The sequence below is a fragment of the Arthrobacter sp. PM3 genome (assembly GCF_003352915.1).
Lineage (GTDB): Bacteria > Actinomycetota > Actinomycetes > Actinomycetales > Micrococcaceae > Arthrobacter.
The window spans coordinates 4,132,057-4,148,866 of the sequence record NZ_CP022314.1 but is presented as its reverse complement, the minus strand read 5'-3'; the positions used below and the strand labels follow the sequence as shown (position 1 = coordinate 4,148,866).

Annotated in this window: 19 protein-coding genes, 1 other RNA gene and 1 pseudogene; 14 read left to right on the top strand and 7 right to left on the bottom strand. The window is 65.6% G+C overall.

Going from position 1 to position 16,810, the window contains the following annotated elements; genetic code table 11:
* Window positions 1-85: 85 nt before the first annotated feature.
* The gene (locus tag CFN17_RS18890; RefSeq protein WP_261792277.1) at window positions 86-544 is read right to left on the bottom strand and encodes a GtrA family protein; all 459 of its coding nucleotides are present in this window, start codon (window positions 542-544) and stop codon (window positions 86-88) included.
* Window positions 545-645: 101 nt separating this feature from the next.
* Complete coding sequence (locus CFN17_RS18885; protein WP_208749204.1) at window positions 646-2,274, bottom strand: DUF2142 domain-containing protein; 1,629 nt, start codon at window positions 2,272-2,274, stop codon at window positions 646-648.
* A gap of 287 nt (window positions 2,275-2,561) precedes the next feature.
* Here CFN17_RS18885 and CFN17_RS18880 point away from each other — a divergent pair, with 287 nt between their 5' ends.
* From CFN17_RS18880 to ssrA, 13 genes are all read left to right on the top strand, one after another.
* Window positions 2,562-3,785, top strand: a complete 1,224-nt coding sequence (locus CFN17_RS18880; protein ID WP_208749203.1) for a CpaF family protein — start codon at window positions 2,562-2,564, stop codon at window positions 3,783-3,785.
* On the top strand, window positions 3,785-4,639 hold the full coding sequence (locus CFN17_RS18875; protein WP_208749202.1) for a type II secretion system F family protein: 855 nt from the start codon (window positions 3,785-3,787) through the stop codon (window positions 4,637-4,639). The genes CFN17_RS18880 and CFN17_RS18875 overlap by 1 nt, the downstream gene beginning before the upstream one ends.
* Entirely contained in the window at window positions 4,636-5,577 is a 942-nt protein-coding gene (locus CFN17_RS18870) for a type II secretion system F family protein (RefSeq protein ID WP_208749201.1), read from the top strand. Before CFN17_RS18875 ends, CFN17_RS18870 begins: the two co-directional genes overlap by 4 nt.
* 212 nt (window positions 5,578-5,789) lie before the next feature.
* Window positions 5,790-5,987, top strand: a complete 198-nt coding sequence (locus tag CFN17_RS18865; RefSeq protein WP_261792495.1) for a hypothetical protein — start codon at window positions 5,790-5,792, stop codon at window positions 5,985-5,987.
* Window positions 5,988-6,065: 78 nt separating this feature from the next.
* Window positions 6,066-6,410 (top strand): TadE family protein, encoded by a 345-nt coding sequence (locus CFN17_RS18860; protein ID WP_261792494.1) that lies wholly within the window; start codon window positions 6,066-6,068, stop codon window positions 6,408-6,410.
* Window positions 6,391-6,834 carry a hypothetical protein gene (locus CFN17_RS18855; RefSeq protein WP_208749199.1) on the top strand — a complete coding sequence of 148 codons (444 nt, stop codon included), beginning with the start codon at window positions 6,391-6,393 and terminating at the stop codon, window positions 6,832-6,834. Before CFN17_RS18860 ends, CFN17_RS18855 begins: the two co-directional genes overlap by 20 nt.
* Window positions 6,831-7,301 (top strand): pilus assembly protein TadG-related protein, encoded by a 471-nt coding sequence (locus tag CFN17_RS18850; protein WP_261792276.1) that lies wholly within the window; start codon window positions 6,831-6,833, stop codon window positions 7,299-7,301. Before CFN17_RS18855 ends, CFN17_RS18850 begins: the two co-directional genes overlap by 4 nt.
* Before the next feature lie 66 nt (window positions 7,302-7,367).
* On the top strand, window positions 7,368-8,483 hold the full coding sequence (prfB, locus tag CFN17_RS18845) for a peptide chain release factor 2 (protein ID WP_208749198.1): 1,116 nt from the start codon (window positions 7,368-7,370) through the stop codon (window positions 8,481-8,483).
* A 193-nt stretch (window positions 8,484-8,676) separates the two neighbouring features.
* Window positions 8,677-9,495: a cell division ATP-binding protein FtsE gene (gene ftsE, locus CFN17_RS18840; RefSeq protein ID WP_208749197.1), complete on the top strand. Its 819-nt coding sequence runs from the start codon at window positions 8,677-8,679 to the stop codon at window positions 9,493-9,495.
* A complete protein-coding gene (gene ftsX, locus CFN17_RS18835) occupies window positions 9,492-10,406 on the top strand; it encodes a permease-like cell division protein FtsX (RefSeq protein ID WP_208749196.1) in 915 nt (304 codons plus the stop codon). Before ftsE ends, ftsX begins: the two co-directional genes overlap by 4 nt.
* Before the next feature lie 26 nt (window positions 10,407-10,432).
* Window positions 10,433-11,836, top strand: a complete 1,404-nt coding sequence (locus tag CFN17_RS18830; RefSeq protein WP_395925643.1) for a peptidoglycan DD-metalloendopeptidase family protein — start codon at window positions 10,433-10,435, stop codon at window positions 11,834-11,836.
* Between the two features lie 117 nt (window positions 11,837-11,953).
* The gene (gene smpB, locus CFN17_RS18825) at window positions 11,954-12,424 is read left to right on the top strand and encodes an SsrA-binding protein SmpB (protein ID WP_208749195.1); all 471 of its coding nucleotides are present in this window, start codon (window positions 11,954-11,956) and stop codon (window positions 12,422-12,424) included.
* Window positions 12,425-12,518: 94 nt separating this feature from the next.
* Window positions 12,519-12,887: a transfer-messenger RNA gene (gene ssrA, locus CFN17_RS18820) on the top strand.
* A 247-nt stretch (window positions 12,888-13,134) separates the two neighbouring features.
* Here ssrA and CFN17_RS18815 read toward each other — a convergent pair.
* From CFN17_RS18815 to CFN17_RS18800, 5 genes are all read right to left on the bottom strand, one after another.
* Entirely contained in the window at window positions 13,135-13,584 is a 450-nt protein-coding gene (locus tag CFN17_RS18815) for a hypothetical protein (RefSeq protein ID WP_208749194.1), read from the bottom strand.
* A 49-nt stretch (window positions 13,585-13,633) separates the two neighbouring features.
* Window positions 13,634-13,843, bottom strand: coding sequence for a helicase associated domain-containing protein (locus CFN17_RS20040; protein WP_261792493.1), 210 nt, complete (start codon window positions 13,841-13,843; stop codon window positions 13,634-13,636).
* Between the two features lie 81 nt (window positions 13,844-13,924).
* Window positions 13,925-14,074: a hypothetical protein gene (locus CFN17_RS20035; protein ID WP_261792275.1), complete on the bottom strand. Its 150-nt coding sequence runs from the start codon at window positions 14,072-14,074 to the stop codon at window positions 13,925-13,927.
* A 526-nt stretch (window positions 14,075-14,600) separates the two neighbouring features.
* A complete protein-coding gene (locus tag CFN17_RS18805; RefSeq protein WP_208749193.1) occupies window positions 14,601-15,437 on the bottom strand; it encodes a hypothetical protein in 837 nt (278 codons plus the stop codon).
* Between the two features lie 271 nt (window positions 15,438-15,708).
* Window positions 15,709-16,356, bottom strand: a complete 648-nt coding sequence (locus CFN17_RS18800; RefSeq protein WP_261792492.1) for a tetratricopeptide repeat protein — start codon at window positions 16,354-16,356, stop codon at window positions 15,709-15,711.
* Between the two features lie 230 nt (window positions 16,357-16,586).
* On the opposite strand from CFN17_RS18800, the pseudogene CFN17_RS18795 reads away from it, so the two are divergent.
* Window positions 16,587-16,810: pseudogene (locus CFN17_RS18795) on the top strand (IS5/IS1182 family transposase); the annotation flags it as partial.

Genomic DNA, 16,810 nt, shown 5'->3' with positions numbered 1-16,810 from the left:
GGAATTCCTCCGAAACCGTTCCTTATTACCCTAGCCGGTCCCTTGGTGTCGAGGGGTTATCAGGGAAGCACCAGCCAAGGCCCAGCTAGTGCCCGCGGCGGGACGCGCCGGCGGCGGTCGCGGAGGCATCCAGGTCAACGCCGTCGCCGTCCTCCGCCGGGGCCGGCCTGAAGATCCAGTGTTTGTAGAGCAGGAAGTTCCACACGGTGGTGGCGATGGTCGCGATGACCTTGCCGAGGGCGTAGGACTGGCCGGAGCCGGCGATGAGATTGACGATCACGTCGGTGGCGATGACATTGAACACCACCAGGGTGCCGTACTTGAGGAAACTGACAGGTGCCCGGGCCTCCGAGCGGAACGTGAAACGCCGCTGGAGGAAGAAGTTGAAGACCAGGCTGCTGAGGAACGCGATCGGGGTGGCAATCCACAGGTCCACGTGGGCCGCGTCGTGGAGGAGCGCGAGCAGCCCGAGGTCGATCGCGAAGGAGGCCCCTCCCACCAGGAGGAACCTGGCCAGGTAGCTGCCGCGCAGAGAGGTCGCCAAACGCCGAGCCAGGCTCACTGGACCATCGCCATTGTCAGAACATACCGCCTACCGTCGTTGACGCGTCCGGGCGTTGTGAATCGCGGGGACATCCGGCAATTCTAGTCCAGCGCGGGCGAACTCACACTGCGCGGCTGTGCCGGGGCCGGGGAATCCGCTCCGTTCAGCGCGCCACGGCGCGTGTCAGTGTGCACGTCACCGAGCGTGTCACTGAACAGGTGCCGGTGCAGGAGCGCACACGCCAGAGTGGCCACCGCCAGGTACGCCAGCGTCAACGGGAGCCAGCCCAGCGGCGGCTCCCACTTCACCGCGCCGAACATGCTGCCCCAGTTGGCTTCGGTGGATATTCCGACGCCATAGCGGCGCAGGGCGTTCGCAAACACGGCTGTGTGGGCCGCCACGGTGAACCCGGCGGCCCAGGCCGCGACCCGCTTCGCGAAGGCGGTTACCGGGAACGTCTGGGACCGCAGGGCCAGTCCGGCGGCCAGAAGCATCGGCACAATGACGGGCAGAAGGTACCTGCCCTGCCAGATGTAGCCGAGGTCGGTGACGACCTGGGCCTGGAGGACCGGTGGGATGATGAGGGCGGCGACGGCCAGGACGATGAACCCCAGCCGCGGCCGCCACTGCCCTACAGACAGGGCGCTGACCATAAGTGCGCCGGTGAGGCACGCCCACCAGTAAAAGACGGCGGTGGGGCCGTTGGTGTCCAGCCATCCCAGCTGGGAAACGTACGAGGCGGCGATGTCGAAGGTCCGCTCCAGCATGGTGCCGAAGGCCTGCTCGGGGGTTACGGTGCCCGGTGTGCCCAGCAGGCTGGCCAGGGTGTTGGCGTTCCGGAGCCACAGGAGGCCGCCGGCTGCCGCGAGCACCATCAGGCCCGTCATGGCGAGGACCAGCTTGTCCTTCGCCAGGAGCAGGATATCCCGGGCCGGGACCATGAGGAGGGCTGCGAGGACCGCCAGGGCAAGCCACAGCAGGGACAGGGCGCGGGTGTTGGCCAGGACCGCGGCCGAAATTCCCACAACAACAATGTTGAACCGGACCCGGGACAGGTCCCGCGCGTTTTCCAGGACCAGGCACAGGTTGACGAACACCGCGGACGTCGTGACGATCTCCAAGGCGTTGGGGTTAATTGACCCGCAGAGGTAGAGGACCATGGGGGTGGCGGCGATCCCCGCGGCCACCACCGGCCAGCGCCGGTGGGCGGACTGCGTTGTGGCGAACAGTGCGGCGGCCAGGAACAGGGAGCAGAGCAGGCCGCTGAGGATCCGCATGGCGTAGATGGCCGGTTCGCCGCTGAGGACCCGGGAAGGCAGGCCCGCCACAAGGTAGTACAGCGGGTTGTAGTTGCCGGCGGACGTGCCCGCCGTCACCGGCTCGATGTCCGCGGCGTTCAGTCCGGGGGAGCAGTCCGCGGTGACGCTGACCTTGAAGGCAAAGCAGGTCAGGGACTTGGTCTCGGCGATGTATTTGGGCACCACTACCTGCAGCTCTTCGCCCTGGGTCTGGCCGGAGGTGCCCAGGAACTGCCCGTGCGCCACGGCGGCGGCCTTGATGGTGTGGGCCGGTTCGTCAGGTACCGACATCAGGGGCGAGGCCAGGCTCCACAGTGTGCTGAACAGCGACAGGACCAGGAAGATCACGCCGAAGCGCAGGACGGGGGCGGAGATCTTCGTCGGGCTCTTCGTCGGGCGAGCGTCGGGCGCTTCGCGCGAGGGAAGATTCATGGGTTCACTGCACCGTTTCAGAAGGGGAAGACGCGTCCCGTCGATCGTAGGGCCACGCGGCGCCCGGTTCAAAAGCGCAGCCCGGCCGGCCGGGCGGACAGTCCGGCAGCCGCTGAATTCCGTGAGGCCAGTGCGCCTGCTGTGACCGATGAGAAAGGTGTTATGCCCCGGGGCCGGAGGTTATCCACATAGCTGCACCGCACCCCTTGTCCGGCCGGTCGGCGACGCTTAGGTTTAACCCACTTTCATCGCCTCGGCAGGGAGGCGGCAGTCAATTTGGGGGCGACGTGGAGGCTGTGCGCATTGTCGAGGACGAGGTCCGCGAGCTGATCCGCAGGCAGGGACTGGACCCCCTCCGGCAGACCGGGGAAGTCCGGCGCCTGGTCGAAGCGGCGATCAGCGACTACGACGAACGGGCGCTCCTCGCGCCGCTGCCTCCGTTGGGGCCGCTGGAATCGGCCCGGCGGTTTGTGTTCGACGCCGTGGCGGGTTTCGGTGCGTTGCAGCCGCTTCTGGACGACCCTGGCATTGAGGAAATCTGGCTCAATGCCCCCGACGAGATCTATGTGGCGCGCAACGGCGAATCGGAACTGACGTCCGTTGCGCTGACGGACCAGCAGGTCCGGGACCTGGTGGAGCGCATGCTGAAGAGTTCCGGGCGGCGGCTGGACATGTCCTCCCCGTTCGTGGATGCCGCGTTGCCGGACGGGTCGCGCCTCCACGTGGTGATTCCGGATGTCACCCGGCGGCACTGGGCAATCAATATCCGCAAATTCGTGGTCAAGGCCAGCAGGCTCGAGCACCTGGTGGAGCTGGGCACGCTGACTCCGCAGGCAGCCAGATTTCTCGGCGCTGCCGTCTCCAGCGGGCTCAACATCCTGGTCTCGGGCGCCACCCAGGCCGGCAAGACCACCATGCTGAACTGCCTGGCCGCCGGCATCGGCACCAGGGAGCGGGTCATCACTGTGGAGGAGATCTTCGAACTGCAGTTTCCGCTCCGCGATGTGGTGGGGCTTCAATGCCGGCAGCCGAATCTGGAGGGGCAGGGGGAGATTCCCCTGCGCCGGCTCGTCAAAGAAGCACTGCGCATGCGCCCCGACCGCCTGGTGGTCGGGGAGGTGCGGGAAGCCGAGAGCCTGGACATGCTCATCGCTTTGAACAGTGGCATGCCCGGGATGTGCACTGTCCATGCAAACTCGGCGCACGATGCGGTCACCAAGATCTGCACGCTTCCATTGCTCGCCGGCGACAACATTTCCAGTGCTTTCGTGGTCCCCACCGTGGCCTCCTGCATAGACCTTGTGGTCCACTGCAGCCGACTCGCCAGCGGGCGCCGGCAGGTCACGGAAATCCTCTCGCTGGGCCGCCGGGTGGAAAACGGGATCATCGAATCATCCATGGTTTTCACGATGTCGGACGGCCAGCTGCAGCCCAAGGCCAACTCCATGCCCGCCGCGGAAAAATTCGCCCGCGCCGGCTACGACGTCGCCGCCCTCCTGGAGCCACGTTGATGGCGCCGCTTCTGGGTGTGCTGGGCGGGGCGGGACTGTTGCTGATCTGGTGGTCCGCATGGGAGGAGCCTGAGGCTTCCCGGCGCCGGCCCCGGACCAGCCGGCTCGAGGACCTCTTGCGGACGGCAGGGGTCGAAAAGGTCAGCGCGGCCGGGCTGCTCGCCACCTGCCTCGGGGTCGGCGTGTTCACAACGTTGGCCTTCTTCGCGGTGACGGGGTCCTGGCCCATCTCGGCGTGCTTTGGGCTGTTTGGCGGCTGGCTGCCGATGGCGATTGTCCGGTGGCGTGCCAGGAAGCGCACGGCCGTCCTCCGTCAGCTCTGGCCCGACGTCGTGGATCACCTCCGGTCAGCCATCAGGGCAGGCTTGTCACTGCCCGAGGCCCTGATCCAGCTGGGCGAGAAGGGCCCAATCGAGCTTCGCCACGTGTTTATGGACTTCGGGGCCGACTACCGCTCGGGCGGGCGGTTCGATCCCTCGCTCACCCGGCTCAAGGAACGCCTCGCCGATCCCGTGGCGGACCGCATTGTCGAGGCGCTCCGGCTGACCCGCGAGGTGGGCGGCTCGGACCTCGGGCGGCTCCTGGGCACGCTCGCCGAGTTCCTGCGGGAGAGCGCCCGGACCAGGAGCGAACTGGAGGCCCGGCAGTCCTGGACCGTGAACGCCGCGCGGCTGGCTGTCGCAGCCCCGTGGATTGTCCTGGTGCTGCTGGCCAGCCGTCCTGAAGCGGTGGCGGCCTACAACACGCCACTCGGGGCCGCAGTACTGCTGGGCGGACTTGCCGTATCGCTGATTTCGTACTCCGTCATGCTGCGTATTGGTGCGCTGCCGGAAGAGCAGCGGGTGCTCCGGTGACGGGGCTGCTGGCCGGCGCCATAGTGTGCGGAACAGTCCTCGGTGCCGGACTTTGGCTCTTCATCGCGAGGCTTCCCTTCATGCGGCCGACCACCTTCGTGGAACGCATCGGACCGCAATTGAGGACACACAGCCTGGAGTCACGGCTCCTGCGCGCGGCCCCGTACAACGTCACGCCGTTCGGTCCTCTGGAACGGATTCTGCGTCCGGCAATTCGCGACGGCGTCAGGTCCCTGGGACGAATGAATCTTGGCGTCACGGCGCTCAACCACAGGCTGGCCCGCGCCGGCAGCGCCAAGACAGCGGCCGATTTCCGTGCCGAACAACTCCTGTGGGCCGCCGGCGGCTTTGTCCTTGGCATTGGTGTTGTGGCGCTCGCCGGCGCCGCCGGCCGGTTCAGTCCGTTCGTCGCGGTCGTGGCCGTCGTGGGGAGCGCCGCCGGCGGTTTCCTGCTCCGGGATTACCTGCTGGGCGCACGGATCAGGACGCGGGAGGCGCGGATGATGGCGGAGTTCCCCAGCATCGCCGAACTCATGGCGCTCGCCGTCGGCGCCGGTGAAAGCGCCATCGGTGCGCTGGACCGGGTCTGCCGCAGCGCCCGCGGCGAGCTCTCGCAGGAATTCAGCCGCGTGCTCGCCGAGACCCGGGCCGGGAAGCCGCTCGTGGAAGCCCTGCAGGAGTTCTCGGCCAGGACCGGCCAGGGGCCACTGGTCCGTTTCGTCGACGGAATGATCGTCGCCGTCGAGCGCGGAACGCCCCTCGCCGACGTCCTGCGCTCCCAGGCCCAGGACGTGCGGGACACAGCCAAACGGGAGCTCATGGAGTCCGCCGGCAAAAAGGAAATCGGGATGATGGTGCCGCTTGTCTTCGGGGTACTGCCGCTCACGGTCATCTTCGCCGTGTTCCCCGGATTGGCCGCCATCAGTCTCGGACTCTAATACCCAAGAAAAGCCAGGACCCAGGAAGAGCCAGCACCCAAGAAAAGCCACACGACGATGGAACACGATAGGAAGAACGTCCGGCAGTCAGCGACTGGCCGCAGGGAAAGTCAGGAAAACCGCAAACCAGAAAAGAAGTTAACCAAACCGGAAAAGGGGACACAGTGAAGAACTTCGGAGCCCGGGTGGCATTAGTGGCCTGCACGCTCAGCATGGCCTGGTGGGCGGCACCCTCGCAGCAGGGGCCGGGGAACGCCGCGGCGCCAGCAGACCAACCCGAGCGCGGGGACGTCCCGGGCTGGGTGATGATTACGCTCATGTCGGCCGTCCTCGTGGCCGCCCTCCTGGCCCTGGCCGGTCCGGCATTGGAGGGGCTCTTCAACCAGGCTATGGACAAGGTCCGGCAGTAACCGGTGCGGGTACCCGGCGGCGCTGCCTACAGGGGAAGGGCCCGGGCCTGTCCGGTACCGGAGCGCGGTGCTGCCGTGGTGGACTTCGTGCTGATCGGCGCGTTGCTCATGCTGTTCTTCCTGGCGATCGTGCAGCTCGCCCTGGCCCAGCACGTCCGCAACACACTCATCGACGCCGCCGCCTCCGGCGCCCGGTACGGGACGCTGGCAGACCGCGGCTCCCCGGACGCCAGGGACCGGACCGTGCAGCTGATCACGGCGGCGCTCACCCCCGAGTTCGCGCGGGACGTGGAAACCCGGGAAACGACGTACCAGGGCATCCGCACGCTGGAGGTGACAGTCCGTGCCCCCTTGCCGGTGGTCGGCTTCATCGGTCCGCAAGCGCTCCTGGAGGTGAAAGGCCATGCCGCAATCCAGCCGTGAACGGATGCCCGTGCAGGAGCAGGGCAGTGCCGTGGTCGAGTTCATCTTCCTGTCCCTGCTGCTGATGGTGCCGCTCGTGTACTTCATCATCACCGTGGGCCAGGTGCAGGGCGGCTCGTTCGCTGTGGTCGGCGCCGCTGACCAGGCGGCCAAGGTCTATGTCGCCCAGCCTGACGCGGCCAGCGGGCGCGCCGCTGCCGAGCAAGCCGTGCAGTTGGCGCTCGCCGATTACGGCCAGCCGGCGGGAAACGCCCGCATCGACACGAGCTGCCAACCGGCGGACTGCCTGGCGCCCGGCTCCGCGGTGACGGTCACCGTGCACCTTACGGTTCCGCTGCCGTTCGTTCCGTTCAACGATGCGCTCCACCTCAACGCAAGCCAGCTCAGCGCCTCCGCAACCCAGCTGGTGGGCAGGTTCCGGTGATCAGGCGCACGCACACGGCAAAACAAAGCGCCGGCCGCCCGGACGACGGCCAGGTGCTGGTGCTCAGCATCGGCTTCGTAGTCATTGCCCTCCTTCTCGCGACCGTGGTGATGGCTGCCTCCAGCGTCTACCTTGAACACAAGAAGCTGCTTTCGCTGGCGGACGGTGCCTCGGTGGCCGCGGCGGACAGCTTCACACTCGGGCAGCTGGACACCGCCGGCGGCACGCCGTCCGCCGTCCTGAGCGGAGCACGGGTGCGCAGCGCCGTCGGCGACTATCTGGGGCGCAACGGCGCCTTCAGCCGGTTCAGCGGCCTGGCCGTCGCACCCGCCACAGGCAGCCCGGACGGGGCCACCGCCGTCGTCGCCCTAAGTGCCACGGCCCACCCGCCCGTCGTCAACTTCCTGGTCCCCGACGGCATCCGGATCGAGGCGACATCGACCGCCAGGTCCCGGCTCACCCGTTAACAACGGCGCGGGGAGCCGGGCGGCTGGTGAGTAGGGCTAGGACACATAGCGTAGGCTTAAAAAACCATGGCAAACATTGATTTTCCCGCTGAAATCCGCGCGCTGCGGGCCACCTACGCGTCCATCGAGAACGTCTCGAACGTTGACGCGCTCAAGGAAGACATCGCCGAACTCAGCGAGCGGGCCGGCGAACCCAATCTGTGGGACGACCCCTCCGCGGCGCAGGTCATCACCTCGAAGCTCTCGCACAAGCAGTCCGAGCTCGAACGGCTCAACAAGCTGGCGGCGCGGATCGATGACCTCGAGGTCCTTGTGGAGCTCGGCCAGGACGAGGACGACGCCGACTCCATGGGCGAGGCCGCCGCGGAACTGGAGTCCGTCCGCAAGGCGCTGGACGAACTCGAAGTCGTCACGCTGCTGTCCGGCGAATTCGACGAACGTGAAGCCGTGGTGACCATCCGGGCCGGCGCCGGCGGCGTGGACGCCGCGGACTTCGCCGAAATGCTGCTGCGCATGTACCTGCGCTGGGCCGAACGCCACGGCTACCCGACCACCATCATGGACACCTCCTACGCCGAAGAGGCCGGGCTCAAGTCCGCCACCTTCGAAGTCAAGGCACCCTACGCCTTCGGCACCCTCAGCGTCGAGGCCGGCACCCACCGCCTGGTCCGGATCAGCCCGTTCGACAACCAGGGGCGCCGCCAGACCTCCTTTGCCGCCGTGGAAGTGATCCCGCTGATCGAGTCAACGGACTCCATCGAGATCCCGGACAACGAGATCCGAGTGGACGTGTTCCGGTCCTCCGGCCCGGGCGGCCAGTCGGTCAACACCACCGACTCCGCCGTGCGCCTGACCCACATCCCCACCGGCACCGTGGTGTCCATGCAGAACGAGAAATCGCAGCTGCAGAACCGCGCGGCCGCCATGCGGGTGCTGCAGTCCCGGCTCCTGCTCCTGAAGAAGGAACAGGAAGACGCCGAGAAGAAGGCATTCGCCGGTGACGTCAAGGCGTCCTGGGGCGACCAGATGCGCTCCTACGTCCTGAACCCGTACCAAATGGTCAAGGACCTGCGCACCGAGCATGAGGTCGGCAACACCTCGGCGGTGTTCGACGGCGAAATCGACGACTTCATCGACGCCGGAATCCGCTGGCGCACCGACAACCGCAACGCGGAGAAGTAGGCCGCCGCGGCGGCTGCCGGCCCCGGCTGAAAGGTGCCTGACAATCGCGCGACACACCCCGGCGTGCGGTCCGATCCGCCGATCCCCGTGCGTATAGTCGAGGGGCCGGAGCTCTACTTCCCCCACACGAAAGCCCTTGCGCCGGCAGCAGAACCGGGTCCCCGCGGCCTTGTCCTGCAGGGTACTAAGGGCCATGATCCGTTTCGAAAATGTCACCAAGGTCTATGACCAGAAGGCGCGGCCGGCGCTGGATTCGATCAATCTTGAGATCGACCGTGGCGAATTCGCCTTCCTCGTCGGGGCCTCCGGCTCGGGCAAGTCGACCTTCCTGCGCCTGGTCCTCAAGGAAGACCGCGCCTCCTCCGGCGCCGTGTACGTTGCCGGCCAGAACGTCGCCAAAATCTCCAGCTGGCGCGTGCCGAGGCTGCGCCGCGGCATCGGCGTCGTGTTCCAGGACTTCCGCCTCCTGCCGCAGAAGACCGTCTTCGCCAACGTCGCCTTCGCCATGCAGGTCATCGGCAAGAGCCGCAGCGTCATCCGCGACACCGTCCCCGAGGTCCTGAAGACCGTCGGCCTGGAAGGCAAGGAAAACCGCCTCCCGCACGAACTCTCCGGCGGCGAGCAGCAGCGCGTGGCGATCGCCCGCGCCGTCGTGAACCGGCCCGGCATCCTGCTGGCCGACGAGCCCACCGGAAACCTGGACCCCACCACCTCCATGGGCATCATGGGCGTGCTGGATAAGATCAACCAGAACGGCACCACCGTGGTGATGGCCACCCACGACGACGACATCGTCAACGAAATGCGCAAACGGGTGGTGGAACTCAAGAACGGCGTGGTGATCCGCGACGAAGCCAGGGCCCTCTACACCTCCATGCTTCCCGTGGTGGGACAGTCCCGCCGGCTCCGCGACGCCAGCGGCCGTGACGAACAGGCCGCCGTCTCACCCCGGGCAGAGGCGCGGGCCGAGGCCCGCGCCGAGCTGCGCACCGCAGGGGAGGGCCCGGCATGAGGCTTGCATTCATCCTGAGCGAAATCGGCAGCGGCCTGCGCCGCAACCTGTCCATGGTGATCTCCGTGATCCTGGTGACCTTCGTGTCCCTGACCTTCGTCGGCGCCGCCGGCATGCTGCAGTTGCAGATCAACCAGATGAAGGGCTACTGGTACGACAAAGTCCAGGTCGCCATCTTCCTGTGCAGTGACGGCTCGACGGCGCCCGGCTGCGCCACCGGCCCGGCCACCCCGGAGCAGGAGGACAACCTGCGGGCGCTGCTGAAGTCGCCCGCCGTCGCCCAGTACGTCAACGACTTCCAGTACGAGTCCAAGGAAGACGCCTACAAACACTTCAAGGAACAGTTCTCCAATTCCCCGATCGTCGACTCGGTGACGCCGGACCAGCTCCCGGCATCCTTCCGGATCAACATGAAGGACCCGCAGAAGTACGAGATCATCAGTGAGACCTTCTCCTCGCAGGCCGGCGTCGAGACCGTGATCGACCAGCGCCAGCTACTGGAAAAGCTGTTCTCCGCCATGAACGCTGCTTCACTCGTGGCCGTGAGCATCGCCGGCGTCATGATCATCTGCGCCATCCTGCTCATTGCGACGACCATCCGGCTCTCCGCGTTCAGCCGCCGCCGCGAAACCGGCATCATGCGGCTGGTGGGCGCCTCCAAGATGGTCATCCAGCTGCCGTTCATCCTCGAAGGCGTCATCGCCGCGGTAATCGGCGCGGCCCTGGCCTCCGGCACCTTGTGGGCCGTGGCGCACTTCTTCCTCGGCGAGGTTCTGTCCAAGCAGTACCCGGACACCGCGTTCATCTCACCCGGACAGACCCTGCTCCTGGCTCCTGCGCTCATCGGCCTGGGCGTCGTCCTGGCCGGAATTTCCTCTCTGCTGACCCTCCGCCGGTATTTGCGGGTCTAGCTGTGCTCAACGAAAAGGGAATGCTTATGACACCGATGGCCCGCCGCTCCCTCCGGCAGTCCCTCCGGCTTCGGCTGGTGGGACGGCGCAGCCGGATGATCAGCGCCACTCTGGCACTGGTCCTGGCCGGAACCATGGGTGCCTCGAGCCCGGCCGCGTTCGCGGATGACCTCGAGGACCAGCAGGCCGCACTCCGCGACGAGGCCGCCAGGGTCCAGCATTCCCTTGAATTCGTCGATGGCCGGATCGCCCAGGCCGCGGCGGACCTGGTGCTCTACCAGGGCCAGCTCCCCGGCGCCCAGCAGGCCCTCACGGACGCCCAGGGCCGCGTCGCCGGAGCAGTGCAGGAGGTCGAGGCCCTGGCGGCCCGGGTGGACCTCGCCCAGCAGAACAAGGCCAAGATCACCCAGCAGCTTGAATCCGACAAACAGAAAATCGCGGACACCCGGAAGCTGATCGGGCAGATCGCCACGCAGGCGTACAAGTCCGGCGGCGTCCCGTCCAACCTGTCCCTGTTCTTCGGCTCAAACCAGGGCGGAAGCCTCACGGACACGATCGACCTCGCGGACCAGGCGCTGCGCAGCCAGAACGCCGCGATGGACAAGCTCACCCAGCAGAACGCCACCAACGTGAACGCGCAGGCCCGGCTGGCCGCCGTCGAGGCCGAAATCACGGACCTGAAGGCCAAAGCAGACGCCGCGCTGGCGCGGGAAAAGGCCGCCCGGGACGAAGCCGCCGCCAAGAAGGCCGCGGTGGACAAGCTGATCGCCGACACCACCAGGCTCGACGCCGAACTCCAGGCCGCCAAGCCCGGCATCCAGAACCAGCTCGCCCAGGTCAAGGCCCGGCAGGACGCCGTCGCCGCCGAAATCGCCGAACGCGACCGGAAGCTGCGCGAGGCGTGGGAAGCCGAGCAACGGCGCATTGCCGAGGCCGCCGCTGCGGCGGCCCGCGCGAGGGGACAGGCAGTCCAGCCGTACGTCCCCCCGGCCCAGGGATCGCCGTCGGCCTTCGGGCTGCAGCACCCGTTCCCGGGCAACATTCCGATCACGTCCGGGTTCGGCTGGCGGCCCACGCCGCCGGGCACCATCGACTTCTACGGCCAGGGCGGCTACATGCACACCGGCATTGACTTCGGCGCCGCCTGCGGCACGCCGGTCTATGCGGCAGCCGCCGGCACCGTCTTCTCGGCCGGCTGGGCCAACGACGGCGGCGGCAACAACGTGAAGATTTCCCACGGCGTGGTCCAGGGCAACTCGCTGACCACCATCTACTACCACAACACATCCGTGGTGGTCTCGGTGGGCCAGCACGTCAACCAGGGACAGCTGATCGCCTACTCGGGAACCACCGGCAACTCCACGGGCTGCCACTCGCACTTCGAAACCTGGCTCAACGGCCGGGCCGTGGACCCGATGACCCTGCTGTAGTCCGTGCCGGGGCCGTCCGCCAGCCGATCCGCTGTGGCGGCGGCCCCTGCCGTAGACTGGAAAGGCTCCGCACCACCCGGCCGGAGCGAACCACCGACCCAACCGAGGAGTCCTACCGTGCCCAAAGAAAGTGGCCGTAAGGTAGTGGCCACCAACCGCAAGGCCCGGCACGACTACCACATCCTGGATACGTATGAAGCAGGCATCGCGCTGATGGGCACCGAGGTCAAGTCCCTGCGCGAAGGCCACGCCTCCATGGTGGACGGCTTCTGCACCTTCTACAATGACGAGCTCTGGATGGAAGGCATCCACATCCCCGAGTACAACCAGGGGAGCTGGACCAACCACGCCGCACGCCGCCGCCGCAAGCTGCTGCTGCACCGCGAGGAGCTGACCAAGATCTCGCACAAGATCCGCGAATCGGGGTTCACGATCGTGCCCCTGCAGCTGTACTTCGTGGACGGCCGCGCCAAGGTGGAAATCGGCGTCGCCCGCGGTAAGAAGGAATACGACAAGCGCCAGACCCTGCGCGAGCAGCAGGACAAGCGCGAGGCCCAGCGCGTCATGCGCGAGCGCAACCGCCGCTAGCAGCAGCCGGGAATGATTCCGGCGGGTAGTGCGTTATGATTGATAGTCCGGGAAGAGAGCCGAAAGGTTCCCCAGCGGTTTGATAAAAAAATACGGGGATGATCGGTTTCGACGATGTTAGTCGCGACAGGTGAAGCGGGCCGAGGATGCAGAATTATCTCGTAAACGCTGTCTGCAAACCAATAAGTGCCGAATCAAAACGCACTGACTTCGCTCTCGCTGCCTAAGCAGTAAGACAGTCCGTCAGCCCGGGGTTGCTGTCGCCCCGGATCCTGGCGTCATTTAGATAGCCACTGCTGTTTACCTTCGTCATCGGGGTAAACGGGACTCTTAGATGACTGGGCCCGGATCAGCCAGCTGTTTGCAGCATGGCTGGGGCCGAGAAAATCCAACGCAAACTGCGCCCGGAGAAGCCCTGACAACACGACATCGGACGGGGGTTCAATTCCCCCCATCTCCACAAAGGGTAGTTCACATATCCCCCCGTATTGGGTTCACAGAACTCCTCGCTGACTTCGGTCGGCGGGGAGTTCTGTGCGTCTGGGCGCTGTTCATCCCGGTGGCGATGGAATGGGCCGCATCGCGTCGTCGTAGGGCGTGCGGCTGGGAGGCTCAGCGGCCGGGTCTAGCCTGCCTCAATCACCGTCGGCGATCGTGGTTTACTAGGGCGCGAGTCTTATTGGGGTTGGCTTGTGGTCTTCAGGTTCTGGTCAGGTCTCTGAGCCGTTTTCTTCGAAGGGCCCGGGTTTGCGGGGGCTCGATCCCGAAATCCCACGGTTCTTCAGCTGCGTGGACCAGGGATCTTGCTCGTGTCGGTTGAAGTGCCAGTCGCGAAGGATGTGGATGTTTGTCGCCGCGAATCCGAATGCCATGAGTATGGTGTGCTTGGACAGTCCGAACACGTGCGTATAGCCTCGCTTGATATCGCCGCGATGGGTTTTTATCTCGGCGTTGACGGATTCGACGGCGTTGCGCCGATGATAGCTCAGCAACCATTTGGTGGTGGGAAAGTGGGGCCACTGTCGCAGGTCGCCGGCGCCGGCGCGTGTGGGATGTCGTCGGCCTTTCAGGCGGTCGGGATGCCGGCTAGTCTCGATCCAGCCTTGGGCCCGGGCTGCCTCGGTGTCGGTTGCATGCCGGTGGAGATTGCTTTGAGCCACGGGGGAGTTACATCGGGACTGTCACCAAGCGGGGAGGGCGTTGTTGACCTCACCGATCACCCCCGGTGTGACGCCCCCGGGTCCTGCCGGTCCGCCATCCGGGAACAGCATCGTCCATGAGCTTGATCTTCGCCGGGTTCAGTTCGCCACGGCGGCGTTTGTACCGCTGCGTGTGAGTCCATACTCCGAGGGTGTGTTCACGGTCCGAGTCGGTGTTCCGGTGGCAGGCCCAGTCATTGCCTTCCTGCCGGAAGTCCACGAGCTGGGACAGCCGACGATGCCAACGGGCCTCGTCCTCAGCTTCCCTCGGGTTCTGCGACCGCCCGGGCACCTGGGAGAGTCAGGCGCTGTACACGGGATCCAGGGCGCCAGCGGCTGCTTCGCGGCGGCGCAGGTACAGCCACCGCGCCAACGACCTTTCAGCCCGGTCGGTGGACCCTTCTTCGGGCAGCCGGCCCTCCGCCGAGACCCATAGAAGGACGTCGTCCATACGGGCAAGATCCTTAGGGGAGGGGTCAGTACGGCAGCTAGGTGCTCCGTCTCAAGCCCCGGATCGTGGCGGCGAGCAATGGCCAAGTGGTATCCGACCGTCTTGGTTTCCGCACGCACGAGGGCAGCGATGCGTTGCCGACTCAGTCCGAGCCGGTACATCAGCACCCATTCGGCGTCCGGGGCACGCCGCAACCGCCTGTCCATGGGCCCATCCTGCCACGGCCCTCCCCACAAGACGGGCACGCACCCGGTCCATAGGCACTCCTGATGGCCGTCCGCTGACGCGGCCGGCGGCCCGGTCTGGTGTGGATTCTCATTCAACGGCGTGCCGTTCATCGTCACCAAAATCAGAATGGACAAAGCCAAGCTGGATGTATAGCTGCCGAAATCGGACACCGTGGCGGCCGGAACTGCGTCCAGGAAATTGGACTGAGAAATTCAGTTCCGACTTGCGGGCAGCAGGTTTCACAAACTCCTTCGGGGCTCCTCGTCAGTCCGCTCAGGGCGGTGGCATGGGGTGCTTACTAGCGCTTCTTCACATACACAGTCTGAGGCTTCCTGAGTTGTTCGCTGACCCGCGCAGCGTTGGCATCGTAAGCCGCTCGGGTCCTGGCACCTTCCTGGCGGATAGCGTCGGTGGTCGCGCGGGCGTTTGCGGCGTTCTCCATGCTGTCCCACAACATGAGCGCCCGGGTGCGCTCCTGTTCATCCAGCAACGCAGCGTGTTGCAGCTCGGCCTCGTAGAGATTGATGGCGGCCGTGATGTCGTTGGCCCGATGATTCTTCACGGCAAGGGCACAGAAGGCCACAGCGTCTTCGTGGAGATAAGCCTGGGGGTACCAGGTCCCGGCCTCGGCGGCGAGGTCGCTTTCTGCCGCCGCCAAACTGCCGTAGTTTTTCCAGAATTCGCGCGAGTTGGCTTCGTTGTGCGCCTGACGGTCCTGATTGGAGCGAACCGTTCGGGAATACTGCCAGGGGAGCAGCAGCTTGTTTCGCAGCACCGTGATCAACAGGGCCAACCCAGCCGAGAGTATGACGGGGATCGCGAGCATAATTACGATGGCGGTCCCGACGTTCGCCTCAGCCCATTCCAAGGGCATGAGCGGTGTGAGGACGGCCTTGAGGATCACGTCGGTCACTGGATGAGCGACGGTGAAGGATGCAACCGTCAGCACCACGGCCCACACCAGGAAAGCCAGGACGCCCCACTTTTCCGGGAGAGGCGCGAGAGGTTGATCGGGTCTTGCCCACGCAACCTTCTGCCGCTTGAGGTCCTCCACGCGCTGCAGCCCTTTGTGCAAGCTGTTCAGCTTGCTAACCAGTGCCGTCCGGGGATCGCTGTGTCCCTGCAAATTCTCCATAAAAGTCTCTTTTCAGTCTTCTTCGATCAGGTGGCATGAGCGTTTGGGCTACAGAGCGGATTGAAGCAGTCGCTGCCGTGGTTGGTTTATCCCGGGGCGCACTTGTGGATCTAGGCTTTGGGTGCCGTACTCCCGTCCTTGATGCTTTGGTGAAACATTCAAGTGTCGACAAAGTCCTGCCCATCGCCGCCTCTCGACCGAATCAGCGACGGGCCACGGGAAGGGAGTAGGGCCCGGAGACCGAACGCAACGAGTCGAGATCCGGAAACGATCAGAGAATGCCTTCCGCGAAGAGCGGATGACGTTCGCCCGTTAATGCAACGAACCGTCCAGTCAATCGCCCGTCGAGAACTTCCTGGCTATAACGAGCAACCCCGGTCATGATGTCGTTGGCGAAGAGCAGCATCGCTTGGGTGGAGTAAATGATGGTGAATCGGGTGCTGCCGCTTTTCCATGAGGTGACCTGGTCGAAGTCGGCCGGAGTGAAACTACCGTCCTCGTATGCGCCGATGCTCAGGAGTGCGCCGCGGGCGACTTCGGCGTTCGATCCGAGTAATTCTGCGATCACGTGTTCCATTTTTGATTCTTCCATCTGGTTTTCAGTGCCGCTGAGGGCTTCCAATAGCTCTTGGCTGCGCAGCGTGTCTGGGTGCTCGCGCCCCAGTAACCAGTAGCGGTCGTCCAGGAGTTTTTCGGCGAGTGTGTAGGCTTCGCCAGCCGGTCCGGCGACCGCGATATATGGGATCAGCTTCTCGAGCGTCCTCATCGTTTGCGGGTGGTCGTTGCCGAGGATCCTCATGCAATCTTCATGGAGAGTGCCGAGTTCGGTGATGGCCTCTTCGTGTCGGTCGGCGCGCGATAGGAAGCTGGCAAGGTTTCCACGGCTAGCGAGCGTGTCCGGATGAGTGCGTCCAAGAATTCTGACTTTGTCTTCGACGAGCTCGGCTGTGAGTTGCAGCGCTTCGTCGAGGTGACCGGCGACGCCGATATGTGTAGCCAGATTCGCGCGAGCGACTAACGTATCCGGATGGTCCGTGCCCAGAATTCGGGCGTGGTGCGCAAGGACGTCCCGCCCTAGGAGACTGCTGAATTAGTCGCGGGGCGGGCGTGTCCGCTGGACTGGTGGGCCTGGTGGTTAAGACTGGTCTTATGCAGGGACGCGAGGACGCGCAACGCGGGTATTTGGATGTGGAGGCGCTGGCCGGGGAGTTGTTGGCTCCGGGCAGCGTCTTCGCGTTTCTGGCCAGTCATCGGGGGCGGTTGTTTCCGGATTCAATGATGGAGGACCTCTTCCCGTCGCGGAGGGGCCGGCCTTCGGTTCCGGCGCCGGTGATCGGGTCGGTGCTGGTGCTGCAGGCGTTGCAGGGCCTTTC